Raw genomic sequence first — 18,864 nt, forward strand, 5'->3', positions numbered from 1 at the left:
CGCTAGGTCCGGTCCGCCGAATGAAGGGGTGTTACATCAACAATTTTGAGTGCAGTTGTGGACGTGTCGTCGTGGGCTGATGCGGACTCGTCACTGCCTGTCGAGTCGTTGTCTGTCATCGAGTCCGTGTTTGCAGCCCCAGCATCTGTCTCGGGGGGCCGGGATGCTTGGTCGATCACGGCGGGCATCACCGGTGTTGACGGGATTTCGGTTTCAGGGATGGCCTCCACCGTCACAGTTGGTCCAGCGTCGGGAATGGCGGCGACAGTCACTGCCGGTGCCTTGGATTGTGTGGACGCCGGGGACTGGGCGGCGGACGGACCAACGGCGCCCGCAACGGTGCCGACCCTGCTGGACTCCGCGCCATTGTGTTCAACTAGGGACCGGGCCGCCAACTCTTGGGCAGCCAGCTCCTGTTCGGCCAGCTCTTGGTTGACATGCTCTTGGATGTCATCGGCCAGGCTGCGCAGCATGGACTCGGCTTCGGCAGTCATGTCCCGGTGCCCGGCAGCCATGGCCTTCACCAAGTATTGGGCCAGGGCAAACTCCGCGAGCAGGGCGGCACGGCGAATCAAGTGGGCGTCCGGGGTGTCCCTGCGCGCAGAGGAGTAGTGCTTCAGGACGGCATCGACGAACGATTGCTCGTTGGAAGCCACCAACCAGGCGAAGTCATCGGCGGGGTCGCCGATCCGCAGGTCGGTCCAGCCTGTCAGCGCAGTCACTGTGTCGTTGTGAACCAGCATGTTGTCTTCGTGCAGGTCACCATGGACTACTGAAGGGTTGAACCGCCACAGTGCGACGTCTTCGAGCGCGTGCTCCCAACGACGAAGCAGCGCAGGCGGGATTTTTCCTGTCGTTGCGGCTTGGTCGAGTTCGTTGAGCTTCCGCTGCCTGAACTCATTGGCCGAGTAGCTGGGCAGGTCGGCGTTGTTGACCAAGGCCAACGGCAAATCATGCACGGCAGCCAAAGCCGCGCCAACTTCCTGGGCGAGGGCCGGGCTGCCGGCGGACAACTCTTCGATCGTCAGGGTGCTTCCCTGCAGGTGGGCGTAAACGAACGTGGTGAGTGCACCTTGGCGGACTGTGCCGGCAATGGTCGGAACATGAAAAGGCAGTTCGGCGCGGATGGCAGGTATGAAGGCGCGCAGAACCATGAACTCCGTCTCGAGACGCGTGCTGGCCTCAGGATGTCGTGGCGAACGGACGCGCCAGCGCTTACCTTCCGCGTCGAGCAGCAACGCCGAGTCGAAATCAGCGTCGTCGTCGGGGGAATAAGCTGTAGCCGTCGGCGCCAGGCCAGGCACCGCCGCGGTTGCTACTGCGGCCAGTTCGAGCGGTGTTCTTCTCACGCCTTCCACGGTAGATTGACTGACGCTTCTGGCCATGATGTAGTGCGGCGAGTCTTGAGATCCGCAGGAAAACAGGGCAAAAGTACCGTCGCGTACCTGGTCCACCGGCCCGCTGAGGCCTCAAAGTGCATTCCTGAGGCGTTTCTCCAAATGTTCTTTGTCGGTGCGAGTCAGTACGGTAGATACATGAGTTACGCGGAGTCGCCGGCGCTGGCCAACCACCTGATGGATACCGTTCTTCCAGTGCGCCCTGCCATGGTGGACCGCGGTTCCGCCATCCGCATGAAGCCCGGCATGGTGGAGGACCTCCTCGCCTCCGGAACTGCCAAAGCCATGGTGATTTCCCAACGCAAGGCCTTGGTTTCCTCCGATGGTCTTTGGTTCGGCGATGCCGGCCCGCTGTGGCAGGCTCTCCAGGCGGCCGAGCTCGGACCCGTCGTCGCTATCTATTTGGGCACCACCGCGGGTCCGTCGTCGCCTGCGGAGGGTACACCGATACTGCTCTTCACAGTGGCGGAGCCGCCGGTGCCGGGATCGGCTTTGGTTCCGGCGGATGCAGAGTGGGCAGGCTTCCGGGAAGTAGCTGGCCGTCTGGATGCCCAGCACACGGCTTTGTTCATCGAGGCCAGCGCCATTTCAAACTGGCATGCCACCCACACTCACTGCCCGCAGTGCGGCGTCCCCACAGATATCGAAGCCGGCGGTTGGGTCCGGCGGTGCCCTGCTGACAATTCAGAGCACTATCCCCGGACAGATCCTGCCATCATTGTGACGGTCGTGGGCCCGGACGGCCGTCTCCTGCTTGGCGGTGGGGGCCCTGTGGACGCCAAGAACTATTCCACGCTCGCCGGGTTCGTTGAGCCCGGTGAATCCCTTGAACAGGCCGTGGTCCGTGAAATCGCGGAAGAAGTCGGCGTGCGCGTCACTGCCTGCCAATACCTTGGCTCTCAGTCTTGGCCGTTCCCGGCTTCGCTGATGCTCGGCTTCACGGCAACCACCAACGACGCCGATGCGCGGCCCGACGGCGTTGAGGTCACCCGCGCGCGCTGGTTCAGCCGCGAAGAGCTGCAGGCAGCCGTGCTCAGTGGCGAGATCACCATCTCCACGCGACTGTCCATCGCACGCTCACTCATCGAACACTGGTACGGCGGCGTTATCGAAGACCTCCTGCCGTGACGGAGGGAATTTTTGAGTCCGACGTCTCACTTGAGGATCGCATCCTTGGGGGGCTGGATGACGAGCAGCGGGAGGTCGCCAGCACGCTCAACGGCCCCATGTGTGTCTTGGCCGGAGCAGGGACAGGCAAGACCCGTGCCATAACGCACCGCATCGCTTATGGCGTCCACTCCGGTGTCTACACTCCACAGCGTTTGCTGGCTGTGACGTTTACGGCAAGGGCGGCCGCCGAGATGCGCAGCCGCCTGAGGGATCTCGGGGTGGCCAATGTTCAGGCGCGTACTTTCCACGCGGCGGCTTTGCGGCAGCTTCAGTTCTTTTGGCCGCAAGCGATTGGCGGCACCCTGCCGAACCTCCTGGACCACAAAGCCAACATGATCGCAGAGGCCTCCCGCAGGCTTCGGTTGAGTACAGACCGCGCTTCCATCCGGGATCTTGCTGCGGAGATCGAGTGGGCCAAGGTGTCCATGCTGACTCCGGCGAACTATCTCGAGAATGCACAGGATCGGGGGACCCCGGGTGGTTTTGACCTGACGGCGGTCTCAAGAGTGTTCCAGGCTTACGAGGATATTAAGACGGACCGGAATGTGATCGACTTCGAGGACGTTTTGCTGATCACTGTCGGCATCCTCCAGGAAGACCCGAAGGTTGCGGCAACGGTCAGGGAGCAGTACCGCCATTTTGTGGTGGACGAATACCAGGACGTTTCGCCGCTCCAGCAGCGGCTTCTGGAGCTGTGGCTCGGTGGCAGGGACGAGTTGTGCGTCGTTGGCGATGCAAGCCAGACCATCTATTCCTTCACAGGCGCCTCGCCCAAGCATTTGTTGGGTTTCAAGGCCCAATATCCGGCCGCCAACGTGGTCAAGCTCATACGCGACTACAGATCTACTCCCCAAGTTGTGAAGCTGGCCAACGAACTCCTGGGCTCCCGGCGAAGCGGGGGACCAGTGGCCGATGCCGCCTGGGCGCCGCCACTGAAGCTCGTTGCACAGCGGCCGTCCGGACCAGAACCGAAGTTCATGGAATGCCCGGATGACGAAGCCGAGGCCGCGGTGGTGGCCGGCAGGATCAAGGAGCTGTTGGACGCCGGGGTCAAGGCGAGCGAGGTCGCGATCCTGTTCCGTACCAACGGCCAGTCGGAAGCCTACGAGCAAGCCTTGGCATCGGCCGGCATTGGTTACCAACTTCGCGGTGGCGAGCGCTTCTTCGCCCGCAAGGAAGTCCGCGACGCCATTCTGCAGCTTCGGGCGGCAACCCGCGCGGTTGCTGAGGGACCCGTTGAGCCACTAGGCCAGGTTGTTCGCGACATCGTTGCCTCGCTGGGGTACAGCGACGCCGCTCCCCATAGTGGGGGAGCGCTTCGCGAGAGGTGGGAGTCGTTGGCTGCTTTGGTCGCCTTGGCAGACGAACTTGCCGTCAGCCGCGGCGAAGCCTTTACGTTGGCTGAGTTCGTTAACGAACTCCAGGAACGCTCGGTGGCCCAACATGCACCCACCGTCCAAGGTGTGACGCTGGCTTCGCTGCACGCGGCCAAGGGCCTCGAATGGGATGCGGTGTTCCTTGTGGGACTCAGCGAAGGCCTTATGCCGATTTCCTTCGCGGACGCACCGGAAGATGTGGATGAGGAACGCCGCCTTCTCTATGTCGGGATCACCCGCGCACGCGAACACCTGAACTTGTCCTGGTCCACCGCGCGTACACCCGGCGGACGAGCAAACCGAAAACCCTCACGTTTCCTCGACGGCCTTCGCCCCGACTCTGTGGCGTCCGCCAATGCCCGCAACCGTACTGGGCCGACGCGCCGGAAAGCCGCAGCACCGGCGTCGTGCAGGGTGTGCGGAAGCATGCTCGGTACCGGGGCCGAGCGTAAAGTGGGGCGCTGCAACCAGTGCCCGCCCACGTACGAGGAACAGACCTTCGATGCTTTGCGGCAGTGGCGGCTGGACGAAGCGAAGACCGCTGAAGTGCCAGCATATGTGGTGTTCACGGACGCTACCCTAACGGCCATTGCCGAGGCCCGTCCGGCCTCGCTCGATGAGCTGGCGGCACTGGCCGGCGTGGGTCCGTCGAAGCTCGAGCGGTACGGCGAAGCGGTTCTGGCGGTCCTCGCGGAGAGTACTGACGCATAGTGAGGCACGCAGTGAACACTGACGGTGGCGTCCCCAAGACCACTGACGACGGCGCCCCGGTAGTCGTCCGTCGCTCGGCCCGTCGCCGCAGGACGGTAGCGGCCTTCTGGGAGGATGGCAACGCCGTCGTGGCCATCCCGGCCAGCTTCACCAGAGCGCAGGAACAGGAATGGGTCCGGCGAATGCTGGACAAGCTGAAGAAGCAGGGTGATCGTCGGAGCAGCGTGCCAGGCAAGCGCCGGCCTGCCACCGATCAGGACCTCGAGCAGCATGCCGCCAGGCTCTCCGCCGCGTATCTGGGCGGGAGGGCTGTCCCGACGTCGGTGCGGTGGGTTAGCAACCAGAACTCGCGGTGGGGATCGGCAACCCCGGCGGACGGCAGCATCCGGCTCTCGAACAAGCTTCAACCCATGCCGCAGTGGGTCATCGACTACGTGCTGCTGCACGAGCTGGCTCACCTGTTGGTGGCCGGGCACAACGCCGCGTTTTGGCGTTTGCTGGAGGCATATCCGGAGACCCAGCGGGCCAAGGCGTTTTTGGAAGGCGTGGCTTTTGCCACGTCCCGGGGGTTGGCTCCCGACGCTGACGTCGAAACATCAGCAGGTGAGGAAGGCTGGTAGGCCCGGTTGTGGTCGTCCTGACGCGCAGGAACGACCACAACTCTTAATTACTTAGGTGGTTCCTGGGAATCGGTGTCATCAGGCGACGCGTCGTTGGAGCCAGTCCCATCCTTGGCCTCCGATGCGTCCTCGGCGGGGGTGTCGTAACCGCCGCTGAGGAGCTTCTGCAAAGCATCGTCCACTTCACTGTCGCTGGCCTCAGCCAGGCGGCGGCGCTCCGAGAAGCCCTTCGGATCGTCAAGGTCCTCGCCCGTCGGCAGCAGGTCCGGGTGGTGCCAGATGGCGTCGCGACCCTCTATGCCGCGCTCCTCTTTGAGGGTTGCCCACAAAGTTGCGGCCTCGCGGAGCCGGCGGGGACGCAGTTCCAGTCCCACAAGCGATGAGAACGCATGCTCGGCCGGCCCACCCGTCGCACGGCGGCGACGCACGGTTTCGCGGAGGGCCGTGGAGGATGGCAGAACCTTTTCCGTGGCGGCCGCAGTCAGCTCGTCTACCCACCCCTCGACCAAAGCAAGGGCGGTTTCGAGCTTCTCGAGTGCAGCGGTCTGGACTGGTGTGCGTTCCGGGGTAAAGACGCCCTGGGAGAGAGCCTCCTGGATGCCTTCCGGATTGCTCGGATCAAGGTCGCGGGCGAGGTCTTCGATGCGGGACATATCGATGTGGATGCCGCGCGCGTATGCTTCGATAGCGCCGAGCAGATGCCCGCGCAGCCACGGAACCTGGACAAACAACCGGGCATGCGCTGCTTCGCGGACCGCGAGGAACAACCGAACGTCGTTTTCGGGGAGGCTCAGGCCTTCGCCGAACTTGGCCACGTTTGCCGGAAGCAAGGCCATTTCCAGATCGGCGAGCGGGACGCCGATGTCAGTGGAGCTGACGACCTCTGCCGAGAGCGCGCCAATGGCCTGGCCCAGCTGCATTCCGAAGATCGCACCACCCATGTTCTGCAGCATGGAGGAGGCGCCGCCCATCATGGATTTCATTTCCTCGGGCATTTGCTGTGTCAGCGCATCGGACAGAGCGTTGGCAATGCTGTTGGCGACGGGCTCGGTCAACCGTTTCCACGTGCCGAGGGTTGCTTCGACCCATTCGGCGCGGGACCATGCGCGGCCCATGAGTCCTGTAGCCGACAGGTCCGTCACGGGGTCCAGCCACAGCTCGGCGAGCCGAAGTGCCTCGTCGATTTCACGAGCCTGCTGGGCATTGACCGACGGGTCGCTGCCCGCGGCTGCAACACGACGCGCGTTCTCGTGGGCGAGTTGCCAGTTCACCGGACCGTCCGACGTAGAGCTCATCATCGCCTGCACCTGGGAGAACATTTGCTGCAGCAATTGCGGGTCATTAGGCAGGCCAGCAGCCTTCGCGAGCTCGGCAGGATCGATATTGCCCATGCCCTGGCCGCCCATCAGGTTCTGCAGCATTTCTGCCAGCGGATCCTTGGGTGTGTCGTCGTCGTTGGACGGATTGTTGGGGTTGGAGGTCATGGTGCCGCCGATCGTCGAACTGGCTGGTGATCACTTTCACCGTACCGCGCTGTGTCAGTGCTGTCTGCCCGTAAGCGGCGTAGTTCGCTGTAGGCAAAGCAGCCTCAGGCGGCCTGACCGCGTAGTGTGGATGTTTGGTACGTGCCCGTCGCCGCCCCCAGCGGCAGGAGCCATGGTGTCGCGAGCGGAATGCCGGCACAGAGAGGCCCTTGATGATTACTCCTCCAGCCCCTGAGGGGTCCGTCGAACCGAGTGAAACGCTCGACGCCGATCCCCCTGCCGCGCCCGCGGAACCACCGCGCGACAACCGGTACATGATCATGGTGGTCTCGGGATTGCTCGCTCTTGGCCTTGGAGTCGGAGCGGCAGCGCTGCCCGTACCTTATGTTGTGGAGTCGGCCGGCCCCGTCTTCAACACTCTCGGGCGGGACGGCGACAAGCCGGTGATCAGCATCTCGGGCCACGAGGCCTTTCCAGCGAAGGGCAACCTGGACCTCACAACAGTGGTGATGACCGGCGGCCCGAAGACTCCGGCCACGATCTTTGATGTCTTCCGAGCTTGGTTGGACCCGGCAAAGGCGGTCTATCCGGAAGAGCTGATCTATCCGAAGGGTACTACGGCTGAACAAACGGTCCAGCAGAGTGAGATCGCGATGGAAACATCGCAGGAGAACGCCGTGGCCGCTGCGTTCCGGGAGTTGGACATCCCTTTCGAACAGAAACTGACGGTGGCCGGCCTTTCGGAGGGTTCTCCCTCAACCGGGAAGATCCAGGAGGGCGACCTTCTGATGTCGGTCAACGGCAAGCCGGTCGCATCCATGAGCGTCGTTCAGGCAGAACTCGCGGCCGGCGCGGGGGCCCCGGCAGTCGTCGTCGTCGACAGGAACGGCACTCAAGTCACTGAAACCGTGACACCCATCAAGAACTCCGCGAACCGCTACGTCCTCGGACTACTCCTGGCCAGTGACTTCACGTTCCCTTTTGACGTCACCATCTCGTTGGACAATGTGGGTGGCCCGAGCGCAGGCATGATGTTCGCTCTGGGCATCGTGGACAACCTGACTCCGGGCGACCTGACTGGCGGAAAGCACGTGGCGGGGACCGGAACCATTACCGCCGACGGCGGCGTAGGCGCCATTGGCGGAATTGCGCAGAAAATGATCGGGGCCCGGCAAGGCGGGGCCACGATGTTCCTCGCGCCGGCTGCAAACTGCGACGACGTCATTGGCCATGTTCCGGATGGACTGCAAGTGGTCAAGGTTGAAACCCTGGCTGATGCGAAGGCAGCTGTGGAGCGACTCGGTTCAGGGAAAGACACGGCAGGCCTTCCCACCTGCACAAACAACTAGACTGACGGTGGAACTTAGCTCCACCGCCACTCGTGGCATATATGACGGCCTCTGCCATCGCTAAACAGGTATGGGCTGTCAGACTCACGCACTCCGACTGTTAACTGACGACCACCAATGAGGTACAGAGTTTGTCCCGTCCCGCCAGCTCCAACCCGCCCGGAAGATCGCCGCTGAGACGAGGTGCCCTGACTCCGACGCTCATTGTCGTGGCAGTGGCCGTCGTCGGTTTCATTTTCTTCGCCAATGTGTGGACTGACGTCCTCTGGTACCAGCAGCTGGGCTTCTTCGAAGTCTACGTCCGCGAAAATCTGGCCAGGATCATTACCTTCCTGGTTGGCTTCGCGATGATGTTTGCCGCCGTTTTCTATGCCATCAGGATCGCGTACCACGCCCGCCCCGTCTACGCACCTGACGCAGAGTCGCGGGACAACCTGAACCGCTACCAGGCACAACTTGAGCCTGTGCGACGCGTTGTTATGATTGGCCTGCCTATCCTCTTCGGCCTTTTTGCCGGTAGTGCGGCAGCCAGCCAATGGCAGAAAGTCCTGCTGTTCTTCAACCAGGAGCCGTTCGGCCAGACTGATCCGCTCTTTAACATGGACATCAGTTTCTACCTCATGTCGCTGCCGTTCCTGGGATTTGTCACCGGGTTCCTCATCAGCATCGCAGTGGTTGCCGGCATCGCCGGGATCCTGACGCACTACCTCTACGGCAGTATCAGGCTCATGGAGCGCGGCATCTTCACCAGCCGCGCTGCCCAAATCCACATCGCCGTGACGGGTGCGTTCTTCCTGTTGCTGCTGGGTGTCAACTTCTGGCTGGACCGCTACACCACTGTGCAGAGCTCTTCGGGCCGTTGGGCCGGTGCGCTGTACACCGACGTGAACGCCGTGGTCCCCACCAAAGCGATCCTTGCCGTGGCTGCCGGCCTCGTGGCCATTCTCTTCATTGTTGCTGCTGTCATTGGCCGCTGGCGGTTGCCGGTGATCGGCACGGCAATGCTGGTCATCACTGCCATCCTCGCCGGTGGCGTGTACCCCTGGGTCATCCAGCAGTTCCAGGTCCGTCCGTCCGAGAACACCCTCGAGCGTGAGTTCATTGACCGGAATATCGATATGACGCGGGCGGCGTATGGTCTGGACAAGATCGCCGTGTCTGCCTATAACGCCACCACCAACGCAACCAGCGGTGCACTCGCAAAGGATGCCCAGACGGCGGCCAACATTCGTCTGTTGGACCCTAACTTGATCTCTTCCGCGTTCTCCCAGCTGGAGCAGTACCGTCCGTATTACCAGTTCCCCAAGACATTGAACGTTGATCGGTACACCATCGACGGCAAGGTCCAGGACACGGTGATTGCGGTTCGAGAGCTGAATCCCGAGGGCCTGAGCGCCACCCAGCAAACCTGGGTGAACCGTCACATCGTCTACACCCATGGATATGGCGTCGTTGCCGCCAAGGGCAACAAGTTCACGGTCGACGGAAAGCCGGAATTCCTGCAGTCGGGCATCCCGTCCAACGGCGTACTGGGCAACGACACCAGCTACGAGCCCCGCATTTACTTCGGCGAGAATTCTCCGGAATATTCGGTGGTAGGTGCCCCTGATGGTGCCCCGCATCGCGAGCAGGACCGTCCTGCCGGCCGTGAAGGCAGCGGCGAAACGCAGTACACGTTCACCGGCAACGGCGGCCCCAATGTTGGGAACTGGCTGAACCGGATCCTCTACTCCATCAAGTTCCAGTCCTCGGACCTGCTGCTCTCGGACGGCGTGAACGAGGAGTCCCAGATTCTCTATGACCGCAACCCGCGGGATCGCGTCGAGAAGCTGGCGCCGTACTTGACGGTTGACGGCAATGCCTACCCGGCCGTTGTGGACGGCCGCGTGAAGTGGATCGTGGACGGTTACACCACCAGCCAGTACTTCCCGTACTCACAGCCTCAGCAGTTGCAGAACGCAACGGCTGATTCCCAGACCAGCGCCGGCAGGACCGTCGCGTTGCCGAACAGTTCCGTGAACTACATCAGGAACTCGGTCAAGGCCACCGTGGATGCCTACGACGGTTCGGTGACGCTCTACGCCTGGGATGACAAGGACCCGATCCTGAAGGCTTGGCAGAAGGTGTTCCCGACCGTCATCAAGCCGTACTCGGAAATGTCCGGCGATTTGATGAGCCACGTCCGCTACCCCGAAGATCTCTTCAAGGTTCAGCGCGAACTTCTTGGCCGGTATCACGTTACCGACGCTGACAGTTTCTACCAGAACAACGACGCCTGGAGTGTTCCGAACGATCCCACCGTGTCTGAGGCAGTCAAGCAACCGCCGTTCTACATGTCTCTGCAGATGCCGGACCAGGACAAGCCTGCGTTCCAGCTGACGTCCTCGTTCATCCCGCAGACGGTTGGCGATAACGCCCGGAACATTCTTTACGGGTTCCTCGCAGCAGATTCAGATGCTGGCAACCAAAAGGGTGTTAAGGCCGATAGCTACGGCCAATTGCGTCTGCTTCAGTTGCCAACCGATACGCAGGTGCCTGGTCCAGGCCAGGCCCAGAACAAGTTCAACTCTGATCCCACCGTTTCCCAAGCGCTCAACCTGTTGCGTCAGGGTGCATCGGACGTGTTGAACGGCAACCTGTTGACGCTTCCTGTTGCGGGCGGCTTGCTTTACGTCCAGCCTGTCTATTTGAAGTCCACCGGTGAAACGTCCTATCCAACGCTGCAACGCGTTTTGGTGGCCTTCGGTGACAAGATCGGCTTCGCGCCCACCCTGGATGCGGCGCTGGATCAATTGTTCGGTGGCGATTCGGGTGCTACCGCTGGTGATTCCGCGAATACCGGGCAGACGCCAACGACTCCTCCCGGCACCACGCCGACGGGCCCGACGGATGCCAAAGCTGACTTGAAGGCCGCATTGGACGAGGCCAACAAGGCGATCCAGGACGGCCAGGCCGCCTTGGCCAAGGGCGACTTCGCTGGATACGGCGAGCAGCAGACCAAGCTCTCGGAAGCCCTGAAGAAGGCTCTGGAAGCTGAAACCCGCTTGGGCGTCACTCCAGAACCGACGCCAACCACAACCGCTACTCCCAGCGCTACGCCGTCGCCGTCGCCAAGCAACTGACGGCACCACATGACTGACGGGCATCCATAGCCTGCTGGTCGCGATCAGAGGCCGGTGGCCGCTCCTCACGGGGCGGGCACCGGCCTTTTGGCGTCCCAGGAGACGCCCGGTGGCCGGTCATAACGCCCGACGGCGGGCCAAACCGAACATGGACAGGCCAGGGGAGATGCACATCACGTCGCCAGGATTTGGTCTCGCATTCACCTGCCGGTAGTGTTGTTCTTGCGACGCGGGGTGGAGCAGTTCGGTAGCTCGCTGGGCTCATAACCCAGAGGTCACAGGTTCAAATCCTGTCCCCGCAACTGGAGAAAAGGTCCGGATCGGTGGAAACACTGATCCGGACCTTTTTGCTTTGCCGGCTACATTCTTTTAGAGCCCGGAAGCGCTCAAGTGATCTACAGCACCTTGCCCCCGAAGTGGTCATAAGCACCCTGTTGGGTGCGGTAGAGTTGTTCTTGCGACGCGGGGTGGAGCAGTTCGGTAGCTCGCTGGGCTCATAACCCAGAGGTCACAGGTTCAAATCCTGTCCCCGCAACTGGAGAAAAGGTCCGGATCAGTGGAAACACTGATCCGGACCTTTTGTTTTGCCCGTCGTCCACGTCTTCTGGGTTGGCGGCCCACGTTTCCCGCCCGGGGGCGGCGCCGACAGGGCAAGCCGGGATGGGGCCGGTGCTAGCATCGATGCGGGATCAGCGGTGCATATGTCAGTGACACGCATCAGTCACACGCACGAATCGACGGGGAAGGCCACATGGTCGACGAAGACTACCAACGGGGCCTTGAACGAGCACAGGGCCCGGGCACGGCTGCACTTCAGCGGGACAGCCCTGTTGCCGTGTACCAGCAGATGGCGGACGTCCTGACGGATCACATCAGCCGTCTCGAGCCAGGGTCCCGGATCCCCACCGAAGAGTCGCTCATGGACGAGTACGGCATCAGCCGGACAACCGTCCGAAAGGCCATCGAGACCTTGGTGGCGAAGGGGCTCCTGGTTCGCCGGCAAGGCAAGGGCACATTCGTCATGGCCCAAAGGCCGGTGCGGATGCTGAACCGCCTGGCACCTTTTATGGAAACCTTCACGGCCGCAGGCATGAAGACCGTCAAGGGCCTGATCGAATACAAATGGATGGAGAAGGACCACACTGTTCCGGCCAAGTTGGTATCGGATGACAACCTGGTCCTTGTGATCCGACGCTCGTACTCCAGCGGAGGCTGGCCGTACGCCATCGCAGAGATTTTCATCCCGTCACAGGTAGGACGCCACATCAGCCTTGCGGATGCTGAACGGAACTCCATCTACCAGGTGATCCAGGACCGGACCCTGAAGCCCCTCGCGCGCGCTGAGATCACGGTCACCATGCATGCTCCTCCGGACCATCTTGCCGACGCATTGAACGTGCGGGAGTTCCCTATGGTGCCTCGCCTGGAGCGAACCACGTTGGGGCCGCACGGAGAAGTCCTGGAGTGTACGGTGACCTACTTCCACCCCAAAGGTTTCGAGATTCGTGCCGAGGTGGCAACGGACGTCGGTCCCAGCCAGGAGGCCGGAGCATCGGGCCCGCAGCCTTAGCTGGGCGCCCCAAAATACGAATGGCCGGACCCCTGAGGGTCCGGCCATTCGTATTTTGGCGGTACGACGCCGGGCGTTGCGCCCGTTCCGTCCTAGAGCTTGTCGAAGTCGGCTTCGTCGACGGTTGCGCCGCTGGCTGCTGAAGCCCCGGCACCGATGGCAGGCTTGGCACCGCCGGACTTCAGTGCGGCCAGACGGGCATCGATCTCGGTCTGCTCACCGAGATCTTCGAGCTGGTTGAACTGTGCGTCCAGGCTGGATGCTGCGAGTTCCTGCTGGCCAAGAACCTTGGCCTCCTCGCGGCGGATCTTCTCTTCGAAGCGGCCAACCTCGCTGGTGGGGTCCATGATGTCGATGCTCTTGAGGGCGTCGTGCACCTGGGACTGGGCAGCGGCGGTCTTGGAGCGGGCTACGAGCTCGTTGCGCTTTGCGGTGAGCTGGTTGAGCTTGTTCTTCATCTGGTCAAGCCCGCTCTTGAGCTTGTCCACCACTTCGGTCTGGGATGCAATGCTCGGCTCAGCAGACTTGGCCTCGGCCTCTGCAGTCATCTGGCGTTGGATGGCGACCTTGGCAAGGTTGTCGAACTTCTCGGCATCAACGGGGTCGCCGGCTGAGCGGTACTCGTCAGCCTTCCTGGACGCTGCCAAAGCCTTGTTGCCCCAGTCCTGGGCGTTCTTGACGTCTTCGTTGTAGTCGGCCTGCAGCATGCGGAGGTTGCCGATCGTCTGCGCCACAGCGGACTCGGCCTCGGCAATGTTGTTCGTGTAGTCGCGGACCATCTGGTCCAGCATCTTCTGCGGGTCCTCAGCCTGGTCCAACAAGGCGTTGATGTTGGCCTTGGCGAGCTGTGCGATCCGACCGAAAATGGACTGCTTAACCATGGTGTTGCCTTTCGTCCTGCTCAGTGGAACCCACTGAAATCAGTGATCAGTTGTTGTACCGCTCTACATGGGGCATGGACCCCACCTAGTCTGTGCCAGCTAGAAGCTGCCGGAGTCTCCGCCGCCGAAGTCTCCGCCGCCGCCTCCCCAGTCACCGCCGGAGTCTCCTCCGCCGCCGAAGAAGCCACCACCGCCGCCGCCGTCGTTGTTGCCGCCGCCCCAGCCGCCGCCACCGCCGTTGAGGATCGAGTTGATGAGGATGCCGCCAAGGATGGCACCCCCGAGCCCGCCGCCGCCGCCGCCGAACATGCCGCCACGGCCGTAGCCCTGGTCCGCGTAACCAAAGTGGTCAACGTCCGCCTGCGCCAGCTGTGCCGCCTGGGCTGCCAGAGAGTGGGCCTGCTGGGCGTAGGTCAAGGCCGTGACGGGGTCGTTGCGTGAGATTGACAAGGCGTAGTCAAGGTTGCGCTGCGCCTCAGCCAGCCGGGTACGGGCTTCGGTTCCGACGCCACCGCGGCGGGCCGTGATGTAATCGGAGGTCGCGCTGATCTGGGCCTGCGCCGCCATGATGGTCTGCTGGAGGGAAGCCTGTGCCCGGCGGGCCTGCTCCTGCTGGTCCCGGATCCCCGAGAGCGACTGGTCCAGCGCCTGATGCGCAGATTCGACCCGGGCAAGTGTGGCGATGGGATCGATCTTGCCGCCTTGAATTTCAGCCTTGACCTGTGCCAGTGCAGACTCAACGCCTGCTACCGGACCTGCGAGTTCCGGGTGTTCGCCCGACTGGATCATGGCCTTGGCCTGCGCGAGGTCCTGGCTTGTTTCAACGACGGCACCTTCGAGCGATGCCCGGGCCTCGTCCAGGCTGCCCGCAGTCTTTGAAATGGCATCGATCAGGACGTTGGTCTGGTGCAGGCTCTCTTCCGCTGCCCGGACCGCCACAGCAGCCAGACTGTTCTCACCGGTTGCCAACTTCTCCTGGGCCGCTGTGGTGGCATTCTGGACAAACGCGAGACGTTCTTTGGCCTGGGTGATGTTGTCGGCAACCTGGGCCAGTGCCGAGTCGGCGTATTTGGCACGGAGTCCTTGGAGCGACTGCTCTGCGCTCGATATCTTCGCGTCGGCGTCCTTGGCTCCGGATGCCACTGCGGCAAGAGCCTGCGGGGCATTCTTTTCCAGTTCGCGCAGCGAGTCGAAATCGGCCTTCTGCTCGCGCAGCGACGCAAGGGCAGCCTCTGAACGGCGGATGATTTCGCCGAGCCAACTGCGCTGTTGTTCCTCGGTGTCCGGGATGTGATCGTCCAGCTGCTGCTGCAACTTGAACGACTCCGTCATATGTCCCTTGGCTTCCTGCAGGGCCTTGGTGAAGTTGCCAACTGCAGAGTCGCCGTACTGTGCCTGGGCGAAGCCGAGTTCCTGTTCGCTGGACTTGATGGCATCGTCAGCCTCGATCAGGAGGGAGCCGCTCTTCTGGCGGAGTTCGGGGATGCTGAGTCCGGATAGCGGATCCAGCTGTTCGCCTTGTGGCCCGTAGCTGGCGCTGGAAGCCTGGCCCTTCTTGCGGCGGTTCCGCAAGTACAAGTACGTGCCCACGCCACCAGCTGCTACAACGCCGGCGCCAACCAGGACGCCGACGCTTCCGTTGCCGCTGGGTACCGTGCCACTGCCGCCACCAGCGGCATCGCCGATGGCAGCTGCGGTATCGATCGCCGCTTGGGCGAAGTCCTTCTTGCCGCCAGCAAGGTTGGCCACGATAGCGTTCTGCGTGATGTTAGAGCGCTTGGAGTAGATAGCACTCGCGGAATTCGGCGCAAAGTAGTACTGACCTGCCGTGGAGATGGCAAGGATGACATCGGCCTTGCCCATCTTCTTCTTGCTAGCAACGGCCTCTGCCCAGTCCTCAGGTACCGAGGGGTTCTCAAAGGAGGTAACGGTGACAACGTAAAGGTTGTACTTGTGGTCCTTGAGAAGTTTCTGGATCGATTCCTGGACTTCGGCCTTACGACTGCCCAGAACATTGGCATCGTCCACGATATTTTGGCCGGACGGTATGGTCACCGGATCTGCGGCCCAGGCTGCAGTGGCCGGGAGGGCCAACATTCCAGCCACGCCAATCACGGCGAGTACACGTTTAAACATTGACCGCATGTGCAACCCTTCAGCACGTCTGCGACTGGAACAAGGCGAACCAATCGTCACAGAATGCTCAGCGCCCCCACGCATGGTGTGTAAAGCCGCAGGTCGCTGTGGCAATTCCTCTTGATTCTATGGTGCACCCCCTGACCCGTCCACAGCAGCGAATATGCCACCAGCGAAATATAGGAGAAAGCCATGTTCCGCAAGCGTTAAGGCCGGAATTGGAAGCTTTTTCGGGTGACCCCCATGGCTTTCAGCAAGCTCCCAGCGAACGTCCGCTTTTGTTCCAGTAAGAGGGGCCATAGTTGTGGGAGACGAGGATGAAAGGAAGACCCATGACGGAGAACCCAGCGCAGGGCAAAGTACCAGAGGACCGCGATCCTTCAGGGTCGCAGCAGCCGGCCGACACCCACGCGGATACGTCCGCCACGCAGCACCAGCCTGCTTGGAACGCTGGACAGGGCACAGGTCAGGATGCGCCTGCTGAGAACGCCACCCACACCACCACTCCGTTGCCGGCCTTCCAGCCTCCGGCCGCACAGGCCCAACAGCCCACCACCCAGCAGCACCAGCCCTCCACACAGGCCCAACAGCCCACCATCCAGCAACACCAGGCGCCAGCAGGCCATCAGCCCCAGCCGCAATACGGCTCCAGCCAACCGTACGGCGCTCCGCGCCCCGGCTACCCACAGCACCAGCCGTTCTACGGTGGCGCCCCACAGCAGGCGCCAGGAACTCAGCAGGCCACGGGCCACTCTTCGGTAGCCACAAAGCGTAAGCCGGCCTTTGGTGTTGGAACTCTGGTGGCGAGCATCCTGGCGGCCGGCCTGGTGGGCGGCGGCGTGGTCGCGGGCAGCAACATGCTCTTCGACAACACAGCTCCGGCCACGGCCACCGGCAGCCAGCCCAGCACTGTGATCGTCAACAACAAGGATGACGTCAACGTCATTACTGCCGCTGCTGCAAAGGCTTCGCCCAGCGTTGTCACCATCAAGGCAACAAGTGGGAGTGAGGGCGGAACAGGTTCCGGCATCATCATCGACGACCAAGGTCACATCCTGACCAACACGCACGTCGTCACACTGGATGGTGCGACGTCGAACGCGGCCATCGAGGTCCGCACCAGTAGCGGCAAGGTGCTGAAGGCCACGGTGGTGGGTACCGACCCCCTGTCAGACCTCGCGGTGATCAAGGTTGATGATGCGTCCGGTTTGGTTCCGGCCACACTCGGTGACTCTTCGAAGATCAACGTAGGGGACACCGCCGTCGCGATCGGTTCCCCGTTGGGCCTCACCGGAACGGTGACGGACGGCATTGTCTCCACGCTCAACCGCACCATCAGCGTCGCATCGTCAGCCGCTCCGAAGGAAGGCGCCGACAATTCCCAGGGTGGTGACCAAGGCTTCCAATTTGCTCCTCCGGGTGGTGGCCAGAGCCAGACGACCGCCAACGAAGGCTCCATTTCCATCAATGTGATCCAGACTGATGCTGCCATCAACCCGGGTAATTCCGGCGGCGCCCTGGTGAACAGCAAGGGTGAGATCATCGGCGTCAACGTGGCCATCGCATCGGCCGGCAGCGGCACGTCGGACTCTTCGAGCGGAAACATCGGCGTGGGCTTCAGCATCCCGATCAACCACGCCAAGCGTGTGGCACAGGAAATCATCGACACCGGCAAGGCCAGCCACGGACAGTTCGGTGTGTCCGTTCGCTCCAAGTCCTCCACCGGCAGTGACTCAGGATTCTCGGTCGGCGCCGAGGTAGCGTCCGTGACGAGCGGCTCAGCCGCCGCCAAGGCCGGCATCAAGGTCGGCGATGTTGTCACCAAGTTCGGCGATTACACCGTGAGCGATCCCAACCAGTTGACCGCGGCCGTCCGAGAACAGTCGGCGGGTGCCAAGGTGAAGGTGACCATCCAGCGCAACGGCCAGTCGCAGGAGGTCGAAGTGACCTTGGACGCCGCGCAGCAGTAGGCGGTTCAGTCAGGAACATAACAACGACGGCGGGCGGCACCACAACGGTGCGGCCCGCCGTCGAGCCGTCCCCGGCATGGGTGCTCCCGGCTTGGAGTGCCATCGCCCGCGAGGGGCAGGCGGATGAAACAGGGGTTAACGCGGGCAGTGGCTTTCTGCGGGCAATATGCTTAGCTAGGACGAGCCCACGCGCTGGGTAATTCACGGCCACGCTGTTGCGGTTGGCCGTCCACAAGCATGGAAGGCTGCTTCGAAGACAGTGGAAGAGACATTGAAGATTGTCGTTCTGGTCAAGCACGTCCCGGACGCGCAGTTCGACCGGCACATCACCGGACCTGGCAACACAACCGACCGCGATGAGAGCATCTTGTCCGAGCTGGACGAGTACGCGCTGGAGGCGGCTTTGCAGCTTGCCGAAGAACGCGGCGGCGCGAAGGCGGGCAACGAAGTCATCGCCTTGAGCATGGGACCGGCAGGTGCCGTCAACGCTGTGAAGAAGTCGCTCCAAATCGGTGCTTTCGCGGGTGTCCACCTCAGCGATGACGCTTTGGCAGGATCCGACGCTGCAGCAACGTCACTGGCGCTTGCCGCAGCTATTCGGCACATCGCAGCCGACGGCCCGGTGGACCTTATCCTGACAGGCATGGCTTCCACGGACGGTGAGACGTCTTTGGTTCCGGCGCAGCTGGCAGAGCGGTTGTCGCTTCCGCAACTGACGTTCGCTTCCAGCCTCGAAGTCAGTGGGCGTACTGTTGTTGCCCGCCGCGACGGCGATGCCCACTCGGACACGGTGGAAGCACAGCTTCCGGCCCTCGTCTCGGTTACGGACCAGATCAACGAGCCCCGTTACCCGAACTTCAAGGGCATCCTGGCAGCCAAGAAGAAGAAGATCGTTTCGCTGACATTGGCCGATATCGGAGTGGATGCTTCCCAGGTTGGTGCTGCCGGTTCTTGGACGGTCGTGGAGACCGCCGAGGCACGGCCGCCGCGCACTGCAGGCACCATCATCACCGACGAAGGCGACGCCGGCATTCAGCTTGTCGATTTCCTGGCCGCCCAGAAGCTGCTCTAAGAGGAC

General features: G+C 62.4%; 12 protein-coding genes and 2 tRNA genes. 10 read left to right on the forward strand and 4 right to left on the reverse strand.

Going from position 1 to position 18,864, the window contains the following annotated elements; genetic code table 11:
* Nucleotides 1-2 precede the first annotated feature (2 nt).
* Nucleotides 3-1,349 (reverse strand): phosphotransferase, encoded by a 1,347-nt coding sequence (locus ACIQC5_RS03060; protein WP_400278312.1) that lies wholly within the window; start codon nt 1,347-1,349, stop codon nt 3-5.
* Between the two features lie 186 nt (nt 1,350-1,535).
* On the opposite strand from ACIQC5_RS03060, the gene nudC reads away from it, so the two are divergent.
* Genes nudC through ACIQC5_RS03075 form a run of 3 tightly spaced genes read left to right on the forward strand, consistent with a single transcriptional unit; the run spans nt 1,536 to nt 5,274 of the window.
* Nucleotides 1,536-2,525: an NAD(+) diphosphatase gene (nudC, locus tag ACIQC5_RS03065; protein ID WP_400278314.1), complete on the forward strand. Its 990-nt coding sequence runs from the start codon at nt 1,536-1,538 to the stop codon at nt 2,523-2,525.
* Complete coding sequence (locus ACIQC5_RS03070) at nt 2,522-4,654, forward strand: ATP-dependent DNA helicase UvrD2 (protein ID WP_400278315.1); 2,133 nt, start codon at nt 2,522-2,524, stop codon at nt 4,652-4,654. Before nudC ends, ACIQC5_RS03070 begins: the two co-directional genes overlap by 4 nt.
* An 11-nt stretch (nt 4,655-4,665) precedes the next feature.
* Nucleotides 4,666-5,274, forward strand: a complete 609-nt coding sequence (locus ACIQC5_RS03075) for a M48 family metallopeptidase (RefSeq protein WP_400278317.1) — start codon at nt 4,666-4,668, stop codon at nt 5,272-5,274.
* Between the two features lie 47 nt (nt 5,275-5,321).
* On the opposite strand, the gene ACIQC5_RS03080 is transcribed toward ACIQC5_RS03075, so the two are convergent.
* On the reverse strand, nt 5,322-6,758 hold the full coding sequence (locus ACIQC5_RS03080; protein ID WP_400278318.1) for a zinc-dependent metalloprotease: 1,437 nt from the start codon (nt 6,756-6,758) through the stop codon (nt 5,322-5,324).
* A 212-nt stretch (nt 6,759-6,970) separates the two neighbouring features.
* Here ACIQC5_RS03080 and ACIQC5_RS03085 point away from each other — a divergent pair, with 212 nt between their 5' ends.
* The 5 genes from ACIQC5_RS03085 (at nt 6,971) to ACIQC5_RS03105 (ending at nt 12,799) form a co-directional block, all read left to right on the forward strand.
* Nucleotides 6,971-8,107: a PDZ domain-containing protein gene (locus ACIQC5_RS03085; protein ID WP_400278319.1), complete on the forward strand. Its 1,137-nt coding sequence runs from the start codon at nt 6,971-6,973 to the stop codon at nt 8,105-8,107.
* 131 nt (nt 8,108-8,238) lie between these two features.
* On the forward strand, nt 8,239-11,229 hold the full coding sequence (locus tag ACIQC5_RS03090; protein WP_400278320.1) for a UPF0182 family protein: 2,991 nt from the start codon (nt 8,239-8,241) through the stop codon (nt 11,227-11,229).
* A gap of 228 nt (nt 11,230-11,457) precedes the next feature.
* Nucleotides 11,458-11,531, forward strand: a tRNA-Met gene (locus ACIQC5_RS03095).
* Nucleotides 11,532-11,690: 159 nt separating this feature from the next.
* Nucleotides 11,691-11,764 (forward strand) — tRNA-Met (locus ACIQC5_RS03100).
* A gap of 216 nt (nt 11,765-11,980) precedes the next feature.
* Nucleotides 11,981-12,799 (forward strand): GntR family transcriptional regulator, encoded by an 819-nt coding sequence (locus tag ACIQC5_RS03105; protein ID WP_400278321.1) that lies wholly within the window; start codon nt 11,981-11,983, stop codon nt 12,797-12,799.
* 92 nt (nt 12,800-12,891) lie between these two features.
* Here the strand turns inward: ACIQC5_RS03105 and ACIQC5_RS03110 are convergent, their stop codons facing one another.
* Entirely contained in the window at nt 12,892-13,680 is a 789-nt protein-coding gene (locus tag ACIQC5_RS03110) for a PspA/IM30 family protein (RefSeq protein ID WP_400278323.1), read from the reverse strand.
* Nucleotides 13,681-13,779: 99 nt separating this feature from the next.
* The gene (locus tag ACIQC5_RS03115) at nt 13,780-15,825 is read right to left on the reverse strand and encodes a TPM domain-containing protein (RefSeq protein ID WP_400278325.1); all 2,046 of its coding nucleotides are present in this window, start codon (nt 15,823-15,825) and stop codon (nt 13,780-13,782) included.
* A 323-nt stretch (nt 15,826-16,148) separates the two neighbouring features.
* Here ACIQC5_RS03115 and ACIQC5_RS03120 point away from each other — a divergent pair, with 323 nt between their 5' ends.
* Together ACIQC5_RS03120 and ACIQC5_RS03125 are read left to right on the forward strand one after the other, a co-directional pair.
* The gene (locus tag ACIQC5_RS03120) at nt 16,149-17,786 is read left to right on the forward strand and encodes a trypsin-like peptidase domain-containing protein (RefSeq protein ID WP_400278327.1); all 1,638 of its coding nucleotides are present in this window, start codon (nt 16,149-16,151) and stop codon (nt 17,784-17,786) included.
* A gap of 271 nt (nt 17,787-18,057) precedes the next feature.
* Nucleotides 18,058-18,858, forward strand: a complete 801-nt coding sequence (locus tag ACIQC5_RS03125; RefSeq protein ID WP_400278329.1) for an electron transfer flavoprotein subunit beta/FixA family protein — start codon at nt 18,058-18,060, stop codon at nt 18,856-18,858.
* Nucleotides 18,859-18,864 lie beyond the last annotated feature (6 nt).

It is taken from the genome of Paenarthrobacter sp. NPDC092416 (assembly GCF_044755025.1).
In the GTDB taxonomy this organism is placed as follows: Bacteria; Actinomycetota; Actinomycetes; order Actinomycetales; family Micrococcaceae; genus Arthrobacter.

What these genes read in the sequence shown, in the direction of transcription:
- nudC (WP_400278314.1), top strand. Translation starts at nt 1,536, where the DNA reads ATGAGTTACGCGGAGTCGCCGGCGCTGGCCAACCACCTGATGGATACC.
- ACIQC5_RS03080 (WP_400278318.1), bottom strand. Translation starts at nt 6,758, where the DNA reads ATGACCTCCAACCCCAACAATCCGTCCAACGACGACGACACACCCAAG.
- ACIQC5_RS03085 (WP_400278319.1), top strand. Translation starts at nt 6,971, where the DNA reads ATGATTACTCCTCCAGCCCCTGAGGGGTCCGTCGAACCGAGTGAAACG.
- ACIQC5_RS03105 (WP_400278321.1), top strand. Translation starts at nt 11,981, where the DNA reads ATGGTCGACGAAGACTACCAACGGGGCCTTGAACGAGCACAGGGCCCG.
- ACIQC5_RS03110 (WP_400278323.1), bottom strand. Translation starts at nt 13,680, where the DNA reads ATGGTTAAGCAGTCCATTTTCGGTCGGATCGCACAGCTCGCCAAGGCC.
- ACIQC5_RS03115 (WP_400278325.1), bottom strand. Translation starts at nt 15,825, where the DNA reads ATGCGGTCAATGTTTAAACGTGTACTCGCCGTGATTGGCGTGGCTGGA.
- ACIQC5_RS03120 (WP_400278327.1), top strand. Translation starts at nt 16,149, where the DNA reads ATGACGGAGAACCCAGCGCAGGGCAAAGTACCAGAGGACCGCGATCCT.